The organism is Pimelobacter simplex (assembly GCF_900114845.1).
GTDB classification, from domain to species: Bacteria; Actinomycetota; Actinomycetes; order Propionibacteriales; family Nocardioidaceae; genus Nocardioides; species Nocardioides simplex.
Genome location: NZ_FOUK01000005.1, coordinates 1 through 11,595 on the forward strand (window position 1 = coordinate 1; position 11,595 = coordinate 11,595).

Here is an 11,595-nt window from a genome sequence, read left to right on the forward strand (position 1 = left end):
CCCGAGCTGCGGGTCGGCGGCTACTGCCTGTCCGGCATCGTGCGCTGGGACGGCCTCAAGCACTCTGGCGACCTCAACGGCGACGTCGACCTCTCGGCCCGGATCATCTTCAAGAACGACTGGCGCCACCCGGCCCTGCGCGACAAGGCGCCCGTCGAGCTGATGCGCGGCCCGGCGTGCCTGTGGGCCGGCACCCTGGTCGAGCCGGATTGGGACGCCGGCACCATCGGTGCCGTCGGGGCCTCCCGTGACGCCGAGAACGCGATGGCGCTCGACGCCCTGGGCAACGCCTCGACCAAGCCCAACGAGGTTATCGACGCCGCGATCAACCGTGGCGCCCTGTCCTGGAAGCGCGTCGGGGACTTCGGCAACACCGAGGTCGGCGAGCCCGGCTCCGGTCTCACCACCGTCCGGTCCGTCCTCGACGCCTGGGCCACCAAGAACGGCCAGGCCTGGCACGTCGACTCCCGACGGCGGCTCATCATCATTCCCGCTGTCGAGACGGCGATCAGCTGGCTCGTCACCCCTGGCTCCGGGGTCCTCGGTGCATCCGGCACCGAGCGGGTCGACGTCGTCTTCGTCCGCTACACCAACAAGACCACGGGCCGCCGTGACACCGCCTCCTACCCGGCCGTCTCTCCGACCCGGCCCGTCGAGAAGCCCAAGGAGATCTTCGACCGCGGCCCACTCCTCCCGGCCGAGGCGGTCGCGATCGCCACCGGCCTGTGGGCCGAGGCCAACGCCGGCCGCGCCGGGTGGACCAACGGTCTCAAGCTCTCCGCCGGCCAGGTCGCCAACCTCGGCGGCCGCGAAGCCGACCTCGCCTTCGTCCGCGCCGGCCAGGGCATGGCCCTGCGCTCAGTGCCCGACCCTCGCGGCCTCTCGCGCAACACCAGCGTCGTGCTCGGCGACGTCGAGTTCGACTGGGCCGCCGGCGACCTGCAGGCCAACCCCAAGGGACTGGCCGCCCAAGACGAGCAGTCCGCCCTCGACTCCGTGGCCGAGCTCGCCACGTCTGCGATCACCCGCGCCAACGCCGGCGCACCCGGTAACCCCATCCCCGCGATCAGCGTCTACAAGACCAGCGGCCAGACCCTCACTGCCGGCGTCTCCACCGTCGTCACCATGGACACGATCCGCAACGGGACCGACGTCTCGGGCGGCGCGAAGCTCGAGGCGGGGACGGTCACCGTGCCCATCGGCGGCTGGTACCAGGTCAACGCCAACCTCACCTGGGCCTCCTCGGTCTCCTCGGCTCGGCGCCTCGCGTTCATCGGCATCGGCAACACCCCCGGCACCTTCGCCACGGTCGTCACCGACAGCGCCTACGCCTGGGCACAGGACGCCGCCAACATCACCAGCCAGAGCGTCTCCGCGAACGTCAAGCTCGCCGCCGGGCAGGTCATCAGCCTCATCGGCAACCCCGGCGTGAACTACGGCCTCGACGTCTCCCAGACCTACATGAACAACCTGTCCGTCGCCTACCTCGGAGCCGCCTGATGCTCGACCGCACCAACGACATCGTCGGCCTCGTCCTCGGGGTGCTCGCGCTGCTCGGCGCCCTGCTCAGTTACCTGCGCTGGGTCCACCCGCGGCTCAAGAAGGCGCGCGCGACCGGGAGGGCAGCGATCGACGCGCTGCTCGGCCGTGATGCGATCCGTGACTCCATCACGGGCGAGGAGATCCACCCCGCGTTGCCTGGAGTCGGCGCCCGGATGGCGCACCAGGAGCAGCAGATGGAGCTCCTGACCGTCACCGTCACCAAGCTCGTCGACCAGCAGGTCCACCAGCAGCGGCTCGAGCAGCGCGTGGACGGGCACGAGTCGCGGCTCAAGCAGCTCGAGGACCAGACCATCGAGCGCGTCGCAAACAAGGCCGAGCAGGTCGCTATGTGGCGGGGCGTCGAGGCCATCGCCAAGCAGGCCGATCCCACCGCCCCCGAGATCCAGGAGCCGCCGTCATGACCACCTCGCAGAACCGTTGGCCCCTCCTCGAGTACGGCGACCAGCGCCTCCACACGTGGGTCATTCCCGCGCGCACCGGCACCTTCACACTGCGCCTGCGCAACGGGTCCGCCGGCTTCCTGCTCGCCTACCTCGCGCTCTGGTACGCCGAGAAGATCGAGCCCGTCTTCGGTCGGGTCCTCGACGACTGGGGCCACGCCGTCCGGGCGATCCGCAACGCGATCACCCCGTCGAACCACTACAGCGCCACAGCGATGGACCTCAACGCCATGGCCCACCCGCTCGGCAAGGTCCGCACCGGCATCTTCCGCCGACGCACTGCCGTCGATGCCCTGCACGCGAAGCTCCGCAAGATGCGCGGCGTCATCCGCTGGGGCGGCGACTACCACGGCCGCAAGGACGAGATGCACTTCGAGATCGTCCAGAACATCACCGTCTGCGAGCGCGAGGCCCGGCGCCTGATGAAGACGCCCCGCGGCCGGCGCATCCTCGCCGCCAACCCCTCCCAGCGCGCGGTCATCCTCTCGTGAGCCGCGACCGGCGCCGCTGGCTCCGCCGACGCCGGCTTCGCGGCCTCTCCCGCCCCCGGCCCCTGCGCCGCGGCCAGGTCAACGGCCAAGGCGCCACCGCCTCGGCCGAGAAGACCAAGGGGATCGTCCTCGCCGCCGCCGAGCACGCCGACGTCCTCACCATGTGCGAGGTCGCCAACATCGACGTCGCCGAGGTGCTAGGCCCCGGCTGGGACGTCGCCCAGGACACCTCGACCTGGGCCAAGGCCGGATGCGCCGTCGCGATCCGCCGCTCCCGCGGCTACATCAAGCGCTGGCACCTGCGTCTCGGCGTCGCCGCCTGGCTCCGCGGCCGCCGCGCCCGACAGATGAACGACCGGCACGTCGTGGTCGCGGTCCTCAAGATCGACCCCGGCACCCGCTGGCGCTGGCGCCACAAGGTCGCCGCCGGCCACGCCCCGCCGAAGCGGAACTGGTCCCCGTGGTGGTCGACCTGGATGCGGCTGGTCCGCACCCTCGCCGTCTACGACATCGGAGCCGACTGGAACCGCCGACGCCTCGCGATCGCCGACGCCATGCCCGCCCGCCGGATCCACATGCACGGCATCGACGGCTTCGCCCTGCGCTCCTGGATCCCCGCCGACGGCCTCACCCACCGCGACGTCGGCAGCGACCACCCCGCCACCTACCTCACCCTCTGGCCCACACCGAAGGAGCACCCATGACCACCATCTGGCAGGCCGCGTTCTGGCGCGACGCGTCGACCCGCGCGATCAAGACCTGCGCCCAGACCGCCGTCGGCGTCGTCACCAGCGGCGCCGTCGGCCTCCTCGACGTCGACTGGATCGGCGTGGCCTCCGCCTCCGGGCTCGCCGGCGTCGTGTCCATCCTGATGTCCGTGGCCTCGAGCGACGGACCAGACACGACCACCTGACCCGCTACCGCACTGGAAGGGAGCGCATGACGACGACTAGCCACCAGCACCACTCCTACCGCCAGCTCGATCTCGCAGGACTTCTCCAGCTGGTCGTCGGGCTGATTTCCGCGGTCGGGGCCTACTGGCTCATCGAGGCCCGCCACCTCAACCCTTTGATCCTGATCCCGGCTGTCGTCGCGGCCACCAACGGTGCCTCCCACCTCACCAAGCGCGTCGCCTGCCGCCACTGAGCTCGCACACCCCGCTGCCGCCCGTCTCCACCTGGAGGCGGGCGGCTTTCGGCGTTCATCCGTAGGCCACGCAGATAGCGTCCGTTGGCCGTCCCCAACGTTGGGGATGTCTCGTGACCAATTCGTATCGGCGCGGCGACCCTATAGCGCCGCGCGTGGGCGAGTGCTAGACAGATGAGTCCATCGACCCGTGGTGCCCCTCGCGAGTCCTCGTCAGCAGCTTCAGGAGGACGCTCATGCCAGCACTGACGGCGACCGGTGGCACCAGAGGTCAGCCGATGCGGATCACCATCATCGACCGGCACACGCTGCTCGCGAACTGCGTAGCGCTCGTTCTGGAGGGCGAAGGCTACGTCGTGACCAGCCTCCCGTTGGACCACCCTCGCACCTCTCTGGCCACCGTCCTCGGCGCCGCCCTGCGCAGTGCGGGACGGCTCGTCCTTCTCGAGCACGACCTGGGCACGATCGACAACGGCCTCCGTTTGATCGCGCCGCTGACGGCCGCCGGGGGGACCGTGGTGCTACTCACTGACAGCGTCGACCAGGCGCAGTGGGGAGCGGCCGTGCGGTGCGGCGCCCAAGAGGTCCTGCACAAGAGCTGCTCCCTCGACCAGCTGGTCCACACCGTGCACCGAGCCCGCGAAGGCCGGCCGCTGATGAACCGAGAGCGACGCACGCTCCTCATCGAGGCGGCCATTGCCGACCAACACGAAGTGCGAGCGATCCGCCTCCGCCTAGAACGCCTCACCCCCCGCGAGACCCAGGTCCTGTCCGCACTGATGAACGGGGAAGTCGTCCACGAGATCGCGCGCACAGGCGTTGTGTCTGAAGCCACCGTGCGCAGCCAGGTGAAGTCCATCCTGTGCAAACTCGAACTGAGATCGCAGATCGCCGCCGTCGGCGCCGCCTACCGGGCAGCCTGGTACCCGCCTGCAGCGTGACCTCTTCGACGGCGCCGACGCGCGCCCGTGGCGCCGCCGGCGTTGCGCGATCTAAGCTAGCCGGCCCTTGGCCGGAACAGGCCGATCAGGCTGGTGCAGCCACCTTGTCGAGGAGGTCGGAGGCGGAGCGACGGTTCCGGCTGTCGGCTGCCTGGCTCATCAATGTCAACGCGACGCCGCGCTTGGTTTCGCTCGGGATGACCAGTAGGTGCAGCCGTGCTCGCGAGTTGAGGACGAGTGTCATCAGGTGCGTGTCGTCGCCGGGGAAGGACCCGATCTTCACCCGACCTCGGGCGGCGTTGATCGCGCGAGGCCAAGTCAGTTGGCCGGCCTCCCAATCGGGACGGGAGAACAGCAACCTTGCAACCCGCCCATGCTGCTCAGGTAGATGGTCGATGAGGTCCGCGCACTCGGCCTGGAGGTCGCTGGACTGCGGCCACCATGCACCGTCGAGGGGGCTGTCTGATGCGATGCCGTCGATGCGGATCCGCAAGGGAACCCGATCGAGGGGTGAAGAACCTTGCTGGGACGACGTCATGAGACGCCTACCTTCCAGTGCCGCCCTGGAGGCCGAGCTCGGCCAGATCCAGCGGCTTGATTGCTTACAACACTACCCCGGTCACGGTCAGCGACGACGCCCGAGACTGCGGTAGAGCCGGAGCTCGGCTCGCACCCTTTGCGGCATAGGTGCTCCAGACAGTTCGATCGTTGCCGCGTACTGTTCCAGCGCAGCAACGAGATCGTCCCGAAACAGCTCGACGTCTACCCGCCCACCTCGGTGACGAGCATCTAGGAGCAGGGCGCGCGCCGATACGAGCTCGGCTTGGCAGGCGCCCAACAGTGCACGCCCACGACGCTGCTCCCACAGTCCTTCGACCCCAGCTTGCTTCAGACCTGGCGCGGTCTTTGGCGCTGTCATGATCCGCTCCGAACCACCTGTCTGCCGACGCGGCGATCCGCGTGATGCTTCAGGTGTCTTCGACGGTACCCCGCAGTGTGCGGCCACATCGGCCTCGACTGCACCGAACTCAGATCGGTGCTACGGTCAAGGAGTTGTAGGAGCAAGCGGGCAGTCACGCACCACTCGCCACCTCGGGTCCGGCTCATCGGACCGCATCTCTTCGTTCTTGGTCTTCGGTTTCGCTGGGTATCAGGCGCACGTCCAGATGTCACAGCAACGGCGGCCGGACTCACTGGGTCCGGTCGCTGTCTTGCGTGACGGCTTCTTGAGACCCTGGAAATCGTCGAGAGAGTCAAGGCGGGTCGAGACTGGCGGTGCCCGGGAGGGGTAGTGGGAGTAGAGCCGGAGCGCTCGGGTGTTCCGGTTAGACCCCGGTTCGGGTGGTGGGCCGACCGGCCGGGGTCGCCTCTTGGGAGGTTAGGCGAGGTTGTCCGCGCCGCACTCAGCGCAGGTCATCCACGGGATCACGATGTCGCCGTCGGCCGCGACCGTCTCGTCGCCCTTGTCGACGTGGTCGGTGACCTGCTCGCAGACGTGGCAGAAGACGCGCCCGGAGACCTGCTCATCCACCACGCCATCCTCCCACCGAGGCCCCTGGACCACCAGGTGCAGCGGTGGCATGGTGGGCTCAGGCCCCCGAGTCGCAGCCGGAGCCCACCTCGGACGACCGGGGGCCGCCAACTACATCGGCGGAGCCAGATGTTCACCCGTAGGCCGTGCCTCCGTGTGGCCGACCGGCGCTGACCGGCCTCAGGCGCTCTGCGGGCACCCAGTCGGTCTGGATCTGGTCGACCGCGGTGGCCTGGTTGTCCCAGGTCACGAACGCCTCCCACTCGCCGTGCTCGTTCTGCCGCCAGGCGAGGATCAGCCCGGGCAGGTGCCGCGGCCCGAACTGCTCCCGCACCCACACGTGTCGCTGTCCCATCCATCGATGATAGAACACCCGTTCGATAGAGTCCTGCGGTGAAGATCCGCATCGCCCACCGCCTCCGCAGCGATCCCGACTCCGAGATCACCGAGCGCTCCGTCGAGACCGAGGACTACGACGCCGGCCTTGCCGAGCTGCGGGCCGCGCTGCCCGAGGGTCACATCCTGCTCTGGATCGACGTCGACCACTAGTCCATCTGGGCGTCGAGCTGGAAGCCGAGCCGCCTCGCCGACCTCTGCCGCTGCCGGTCCGACCGCAGCCGCCGGAGCCGCTTCACGAGCAGCGGGTCGAACGCCAGCGCCTCCGGCCGGTCGATCAGCGCGTTCAGCCGCTGGTAGTAGCGCGTCATCGACACCCCGAAGTCCTCGAGCACCTTCGACTCCTTCGCGCCGGCGTACTTCCACCACTGGCGCTCGAAGGTCAGCATCTCGGTCTCGGTGTCGGTGAGCTCGGGCATGGAGTCATGGTGCCGGGAGGGTCCGACACAACCCCGGCAAGTGGCGGGGGAGTGGGTGCGGACGGGTTGCGCAGTGGGCAGATTGCTGCCTAGATTGCTGCCCTGAGACCAGTTCTCCCGGATTCTGAGCGTGATTCGCGAATCACTCGTAATGATTAGGTCGTCGGTTCGATTCCGACAGGCGGCTCCGACGAACAGCCCCCGATCCGCGCAGTCGCGGTCGGGGGCTGTCGTCGTTGCGGGGCGGGCGCTGCGCGGCTAGCCGGCGACCACCGCCAGCACCTCGGCGGCCGTCCGCGGCGCCTGCCCGATCAGGCGGGTCAGGTCCGCGGGCGACTGCGCGAGCAGTCCCGCACGAAACAGCGCGTGCACCGCGCCGAACGGGCCGAGCTGGGCGTCGTCGACGCTCTCGTGGCGGACCGGGCGGCCGAGGCGGGTGGTGATGGCGTCGGCGAGGTCGTCGTACGTCCACTCGGGGCCGTTGAGCTCGAGCGTCGCGCCCGGGAGGGGTGTCGCGAGGGTGTGGGCGGCGGCCCGGGCGAGGTCGTGGACGGACGCCGTGCGCAGCGCGTGCCCCTGGGTGGCGGAGCGGACGACGCCGGTGGTGAGCGCCTCCTGCCAGGCCCGCTCGACGAACGGCTCGGTGTAGAGGCCGTTGCGCAGGATCGTGTGGCTGGTCGAGCCCTGCGCCAGCGCCTGCTCGGTCCGGTGGTGGCCGGGGTCGTGCTCGGCGCCGAGCGCGCTGGTGTAGGTCAGGTGCGCGACGCCGGCCGCCGCGGCGGCGTCGAGGAAGGCGAGGTGCTGGCGGGCGCGGACGGTCGGGTCGAGCACGGGGCTCGACACGAGCAGGGCGCGCTCGATGCCGGCACAGGCCGCGCGGAGGCTGGGCGGGTCGTCGTAGTCGCCCCGGCGGACGGCGGCGCCGGACTCGCGCAGCCGGTCGGTGTCGGCGCCCGGGCGGGCCAGGACGGTGATGTCGGCGGTCGGCTCGAGCGCCCGGAGGGCCTGGGTGGCCAGGTGGCCGAGAGTGCCGGTGGCGCCGGTGATGAGGTAGGTGGTCACGGTGGTTGCTCCTGTCTGAGGGGGTCGCGGGTCGAACCGGCGGGGCAGGGGGCCGGTGCCCTCGCGACGGGCAGGCAGGAGAGGGCGAGCGCATCGGAAGCGCTCGCCGGCGGGGGCGACGGTGCGGGTGCGTCAGAGCCGTGTCAGAAGCATGTCCGGCTGATCGTAGGCGCAGTGAGGGGGCGCGGGCGACCCGATTCGTCAGTCGGTGAAGCGCACCTTCGGGCTGCGGCAGATGAGGAGACGCCGCACCTGGCGGCCGTCGGCGGTGAGCTGGGCGCTCGCGTTGAACGAGGCCTCGAAGACGCCGTCGCGTCGGGTCTCACCGAGCACGAGCTCGGCGTCCCCGATCCGGGCGCCCTGGAGGAGGTGGTGGGTCAGGACGCTGACCTCGCGCTGGGCGAGGTAGACCTCGAGGCCGGCGCGGTCGCCCTCGAACTCCGCGGCGCTGTCGCCGGTGGAGAACAGGATCGAGAGGCGGAAGTCGTCGGTGATCATGTCGAGCACGCGCTCGGGCGTGGTGGAGTCCATGATCTCGAACCAGGCGTGCAGCAGGGGGGTCGCGGTCATCTGCGGGGTCTCCTGGGGGTGGGTGGGCGCGCTCATGCGTCGGGGAGCAGGGACAGCTCGGGGTCGAAGGCGACCTGGTAGGCCGCGATGAGCCCGGCCTCGTCGATCCGCACGGAGGCGAGGAAGTAGCCGGTGGTGGTGCGCTCGTCCTCGACGACCTTGCCGTAGACGAACTCGAGGTCGCCCTCGACGGTTTCGCGCAGCGGCACGTGACGCCGTACGACGGCGCCGCGGCCGGTCAGGTAGTCGCGGAGCGCCTGGCGGTCCGTGCCGCGCACGGTGCGGCCGGGCACCAGGATCGCCGACCGGACGTCGGGGGCGAGGAGGGCCATGGCCCCGTCGAGGTCGCCGGAATCGACGGCGGCGTAGTAGCGGGTGAGGGTGACGCTGCTCATGATTTGAACTTAGTTCAGTTAGCGGCGCCGTGTCCAGAGGGTCTTGCTGCCCGGGGGCCGCCTGCTTAAACTGAACTCACTTCAATCTCGCATCCGTGGAGGACGCTGTCGTGAACCCCTGGCCCGAGCTCGACCCCGCCCTGATGGCTCCCGTCACCGAGCGGGAGGAGCTGCGCCAGGTCGTCCGCGGGCTCCTCGAGAAGTACGCCGACCACGAGACCGTCCGCGCGGCCGCGGACACCCCGGCTGGCTACTCCGCGGAGCTGTGGCGGCGGCTGAACGCCGAGCTCGAGATCGGCCGGCTCGCCGTCCCGGAGGAGCGGGGCGGGCACGGCTACGGGCTCGCCGACCTGGGGGTGGTGCTGGAGGAGTGCGGGGCCGCGCTGCTCCCCGAGCCGGTGCTCGCCTCAGCGGTGCTCGGCTGCCAGGCGCTCGCCGCGGCCGACGACCCCACGGCGGTCGCGGACCTGCTGGCCGACGCACTCTCCGGTGAGCTCGTCGTGGTCACGTCCACCGGTGGCGACGAGCTGACGGCCGAGCAGGCGCCCGACGGCGGCTGGACGGTGTCCGGCGCGCGGTCCCGGGTGCTGCAGGGGGCGGCGGCGGACGTCGTCGTCCTCGATGTGACCACCGCCGAGGGGCGGTTGCTCCTCGCCGTGCGGGCCGCGGACCTCGAGATCACCGACCGCACGACGGTCGACCCGACCCGGCGCCAGGCGGACCTCCGGCTCGCCAGCGCGCCAGCGCGGGTCGTCGTCGGCCCCGAGCGGTGCGCCGACGTCGTCGCCCGGCTCGGCCTGATCGCCGACGCCGCGGTGGCCGCCGAGCACAGCGGCATCGTCGGCGAGCTGCTCGACCAGGTGGTTGCCTACGTCGCGCAGCGTGAGCAGTTCGGACGCGCGATCGGCTCCTTCCAGGCGATCAAGCACCGGCTCGCCGACGTGCTGGTCGACCGGGAGCGGGCCCGCTCCGCGTCGCGCTACGCGCTGGCCGCGCTCGACGAGGGCGGGCCCGACGCGGTCCTCGCGGTGGCGGTCGCCGCGGCCGTCGCAGCCGACGCGGTCGTGCGGACGGCGCACGAGGCGGTTCAGCTGCACGGTGGCATCGGCTTCACCTGGGAGCACCGCGCGCACTACTACCTGCGCCGGGCGCTGGGCGACGAGGGCCTGCTCGGCGCCAGCCGCACCCAGCGTGCGCGGATCGCCGACCTCGTCGGACTCCCCGCTGCCGGCGCCGTCAGCGGGTGAGCGCGGATGCCGCCGTCGCCGCGGCGGCGAGCCCGAAGACCAGGGCCGGGGCGAGACCGCCCGCGTAGGCGCGGTGGTAGAGGCCGCCGCTGTCGGAACCGGCGCAGAGCAGTCCGGGGACCGGGCGGCCGTCGGTGCCGAGCACCCGCGCCTGGTCGTCGATGCGGATGCCGTGGAAGGTGAACGTCACCGCGGGCACGCACTCGACGACATACCAAGGTCCTTCGTCGATCGGTGACGGGTCGTTGCGACGGCCGGGCTCGGGCGTCCCGCCGGCCGCGATCGTCCGGTGGTAGGCGTCGATGGCGGCCTTGATCGCAGCGCCGTCGTAGCCCCACTCCTCGGGCAGGTAGGCCAGCTCGTCGAGCGTCTCAGCGAGCCCGACCCGGCCGCCGCGGCGGTTCGCGATGGCGAACTTGTCGAGCGCGACGGCGCCCTCGACGTACGACGCGACGATCCAGTCGCGGTGCACGCGCGCATCGGCGATGAGGAGGCCGCGGGCCTCCGGCTGCTCGAGCAGCGCCATCGTCGTGAGGTGGTCGCCGAGCGTCTCGTCGGTGAACCGCTCGTTGGCGAGGTTGAAGAGGAGGGCGTGCTCGCTGTAGTAGAGCGACAGGTCGACGAAGTCGGACGGGTCGGCGAACGCGACGCCGCTCGGGACGAGGTGGCCGTAGAACCCGGCGTCGTCCGGTCCGGTCGCGGCGCCCACCTCGGTCGCCAGCCGGTACCCGGTGCCCGCGCTGTGCGGGTTGGCCCGCAGCTGCAGGTCGCCGGCGAGCGGGTGGACGTGGGTGCGGAGCAGCTCCGGGTCGCCCTGGAGGCCGCCGGTGGCGAGCAGGGTCGACCGGGCCCGGACCTCCGCTGATCCGTCCGGGCCGGTGACGGCCGCGCCGACGACCCGGCCGTCCTCGGTCAGCAGCCGTGAGGTCTCGGTGCGCAGGCGGACCTCGCCGCCGGCGGCGAGGACGAGCTGGCGGCACCGGTCGACGTACTGGTTGGTGTCGAACTGGTGGCCGCGCCCGAACCCGAGCAGCGTCACCGGCTCCTGCGCCTCGACGCCGACCGAGCGGATCCAGTCGATGCCGTCGCTGAAGCGGTCGACGAGCGCGTGCCGCAGGGCCGCGTCACCGCGGGGGTTCACGGCGTCCATCACCTCGTGCGAGGGAGCGGTCCAGGCGTAGCCGGCGAAGCGGGCCGAGCCGCCGACGTCGGCGCCGACCTCGACGACGACCACCCGCAGGCCGTCGTGCGCCGCGCGCGCGGCCGCGGTCAGGCCGGCCATCCCTCCGCCGATCACCAGCAGGTCCGTCTCGACCGTCTCGACCATCTCGCTCTGTCCGCCTCTCGCTCCGGATGTGATGTGAGTTACCCTAAACCAAACTCACTTCAGTTCA

At 71.1% G+C, this 11,595-nt stretch carries 17 protein-coding genes; 9 read left to right on the top strand and 8 right to left on the bottom strand.

Translation table 11 applies throughout. The features are described from left to right. The 7 genes from BM223_RS29225 to BM223_RS20165 form a co-directional block, all read left to right on the top strand. Positions 1-1,500: hypothetical protein (locus BM223_RS29225; RefSeq protein ID WP_177235806.1), on the top strand; the 1,500-nt coding region annotated here is incomplete at its 5' end. Further along, entirely contained in the window at positions 1,500-1,964 is a 465-nt protein-coding gene (locus BM223_RS20140; protein WP_038676271.1) for a hypothetical protein, read from the top strand. The genes BM223_RS29225 and BM223_RS20140, both read left to right, overlap by 1 nt. Next, the gene (locus BM223_RS20145; RefSeq protein WP_052138133.1) at positions 1,961-2,494 is read left to right on the top strand and encodes a M15 family metallopeptidase; all 534 of its coding nucleotides are present in this window, start codon (positions 1,961-1,963) and stop codon (positions 2,492-2,494) included. Before BM223_RS20140 ends, BM223_RS20145 begins: the two co-directional genes overlap by 4 nt. Beyond that, a complete protein-coding gene (locus BM223_RS20150; RefSeq protein ID WP_038676272.1) occupies positions 2,491-3,198 on the top strand; it encodes a hypothetical protein in 708 nt (235 codons plus the stop codon). Before BM223_RS20145 ends, BM223_RS20150 begins: the two co-directional genes overlap by 4 nt. Continuing rightward, a complete protein-coding gene (locus BM223_RS20155) occupies positions 3,195-3,407 on the top strand; it encodes a holin (protein ID WP_038676275.1) in 213 nt (70 codons plus the stop codon). The genes BM223_RS20150 and BM223_RS20155 overlap by 4 nt, the downstream gene beginning before the upstream one ends. Positions 3,408-3,433: 26 nt before the next feature. Beyond that, positions 3,434-3,640, top strand: coding sequence for a hypothetical protein (locus BM223_RS20160; RefSeq protein ID WP_038676277.1), 207 nt, complete (start codon positions 3,434-3,436; stop codon positions 3,638-3,640). Positions 3,641-3,918: 278 nt separating this feature from the next. Continuing rightward, positions 3,919-4,581: a LuxR C-terminal-related transcriptional regulator gene (locus BM223_RS20165; RefSeq protein ID WP_038676279.1), complete on the top strand. Its 663-nt coding sequence runs from the start codon at positions 3,919-3,921 to the stop codon at positions 4,579-4,581. An 85-nt stretch (positions 4,582-4,666) separates the two neighbouring features. Here the strand turns inward: BM223_RS20165 and BM223_RS20170 are convergent, their stop codons facing one another. The 3 genes from BM223_RS20170 to BM223_RS20175 form a co-directional block, all read right to left on the bottom strand. Next, on the bottom strand, positions 4,667-5,119 hold the full coding sequence (locus BM223_RS20170) for a DUF5994 family protein (protein ID WP_038676281.1): 453 nt from the start codon (positions 5,117-5,119) through the stop codon (positions 4,667-4,669). A gap of 840 nt (positions 5,120-5,959) precedes the next feature. Next, positions 5,960-6,112: a hypothetical protein gene (locus BM223_RS29230; RefSeq protein ID WP_158510158.1), complete on the bottom strand. Its 153-nt coding sequence runs from the start codon at positions 6,110-6,112 to the stop codon at positions 5,960-5,962. 133 nt (positions 6,113-6,245) lie between these two features. Continuing rightward, positions 6,246-6,467, bottom strand: a complete 222-nt coding sequence (locus BM223_RS20175; protein WP_141267185.1) for a hypothetical protein — start codon at positions 6,465-6,467, stop codon at positions 6,246-6,248. A 38-nt stretch (positions 6,468-6,505) separates the two neighbouring features. Here BM223_RS20175 and BM223_RS29235 point away from each other — a divergent pair, with 38 nt between their 5' ends. Then, positions 6,506-6,661 (top strand): hypothetical protein, encoded by a 156-nt coding sequence (locus BM223_RS29235; protein ID WP_158510159.1) that lies wholly within the window; start codon positions 6,506-6,508, stop codon positions 6,659-6,661. On the opposite strand, the gene BM223_RS20180 is transcribed toward BM223_RS29235, so the two are convergent. The 4 genes from BM223_RS20180 to BM223_RS20200 form a co-directional block, all read right to left on the bottom strand. Continuing rightward, entirely contained in the window at positions 6,658-6,927 is a 270-nt protein-coding gene (locus tag BM223_RS20180) for a DUF3263 domain-containing protein (RefSeq protein WP_052138134.1), read from the bottom strand. The two genes, BM223_RS29235 and BM223_RS20180, sit on opposite strands and share 4 nt — an antisense overlap. A gap of 258 nt (positions 6,928-7,185) precedes the next feature. Further along, the gene (locus BM223_RS20190; RefSeq protein WP_038676284.1) at positions 7,186-7,989 is read right to left on the bottom strand and encodes an NAD(P)H-binding protein; all 804 of its coding nucleotides are present in this window, start codon (positions 7,987-7,989) and stop codon (positions 7,186-7,188) included. Between the two features lie 201 nt (positions 7,990-8,190). Beyond that, complete coding sequence (locus BM223_RS20195) at positions 8,191-8,559, bottom strand: hypothetical protein (RefSeq protein ID WP_141267184.1); 369 nt, start codon at positions 8,557-8,559, stop codon at positions 8,191-8,193. Between the two features lie 32 nt (positions 8,560-8,591). Then, the gene (locus BM223_RS20200; RefSeq protein ID WP_038676288.1) at positions 8,592-8,954 is read right to left on the bottom strand and encodes a nuclear transport factor 2 family protein; all 363 of its coding nucleotides are present in this window, start codon (positions 8,952-8,954) and stop codon (positions 8,592-8,594) included. A gap of 110 nt (positions 8,955-9,064) precedes the next feature. Between BM223_RS20200 and BM223_RS20205 the strand changes: the two genes are divergently transcribed. Then, a complete protein-coding gene (locus tag BM223_RS20205) occupies positions 9,065-10,201 on the top strand; it encodes an acyl-CoA dehydrogenase family protein (protein WP_200887054.1) in 1,137 nt (378 codons plus the stop codon). Here BM223_RS20205 and BM223_RS20210 read toward each other — a convergent pair. Beyond that, positions 10,191-11,528 (bottom strand): FAD-dependent oxidoreductase, encoded by a 1,338-nt coding sequence (locus tag BM223_RS20210; protein ID WP_038676290.1) that lies wholly within the window; start codon positions 11,526-11,528, stop codon positions 10,191-10,193. The genes BM223_RS20205 and BM223_RS20210 overlap by 11 nt on opposite strands. Between the last annotated feature and the right edge of the window lie 67 nt (positions 11,529-11,595).

Bases quoted from the DNA above. Each gene is read 5' to 3' on its own strand.
- BM223_RS20140 (WP_038676271.1), top strand. From the start codon at position 1,500: ATGCTCGACCGCACCAACGACATCGTCGGCCTCGTCCTCGGGGTGCTC.
- BM223_RS20145 (WP_052138133.1), top strand. From the start codon at position 1,961: ATGACCACCTCGCAGAACCGTTGGCCCCTCCTCGAGTACGGCGACCAG.
- BM223_RS20155 (WP_038676275.1), top strand. From the start codon at position 3,195: ATGACCACCATCTGGCAGGCCGCGTTCTGGCGCGACGCGTCGACCCGC.
- BM223_RS20160 (WP_038676277.1), top strand. From the start codon at position 3,434: ATGACGACGACTAGCCACCAGCACCACTCCTACCGCCAGCTCGATCTC.
- BM223_RS20165 (WP_038676279.1), top strand. From the start codon at position 3,919: ATGCGGATCACCATCATCGACCGGCACACGCTGCTCGCGAACTGCGTA.
- BM223_RS20170 (WP_038676281.1), bottom strand. From the start codon at position 5,119: ATGACGTCGTCCCAGCAAGGTTCTTCACCCCTCGATCGGGTTCCCTTG.
- BM223_RS20175 (WP_141267185.1), bottom strand. From the start codon at position 6,467: ATGGGACAGCGACACGTGTGGGTGCGGGAGCAGTTCGGGCCGCGGCAC.
- BM223_RS20180 (WP_052138134.1), bottom strand. From the start codon at position 6,927: ATGCCCGAGCTCACCGACACCGAGACCGAGATGCTGACCTTCGAGCGC.
- BM223_RS20195 (WP_141267184.1), bottom strand. From the start codon at position 8,559: ATGACCGCGACCCCCCTGCTGCACGCCTGGTTCGAGATCATGGACTCC.
- BM223_RS20200 (WP_038676288.1), bottom strand. From the start codon at position 8,954: ATGAGCAGCGTCACCCTCACCCGCTACTACGCCGCCGTCGATTCCGGC.
- BM223_RS20210 (WP_038676290.1), bottom strand. From the start codon at position 11,528: ATGGTCGAGACGGTCGAGACGGACCTGCTGGTGATCGGCGGAGGGATG.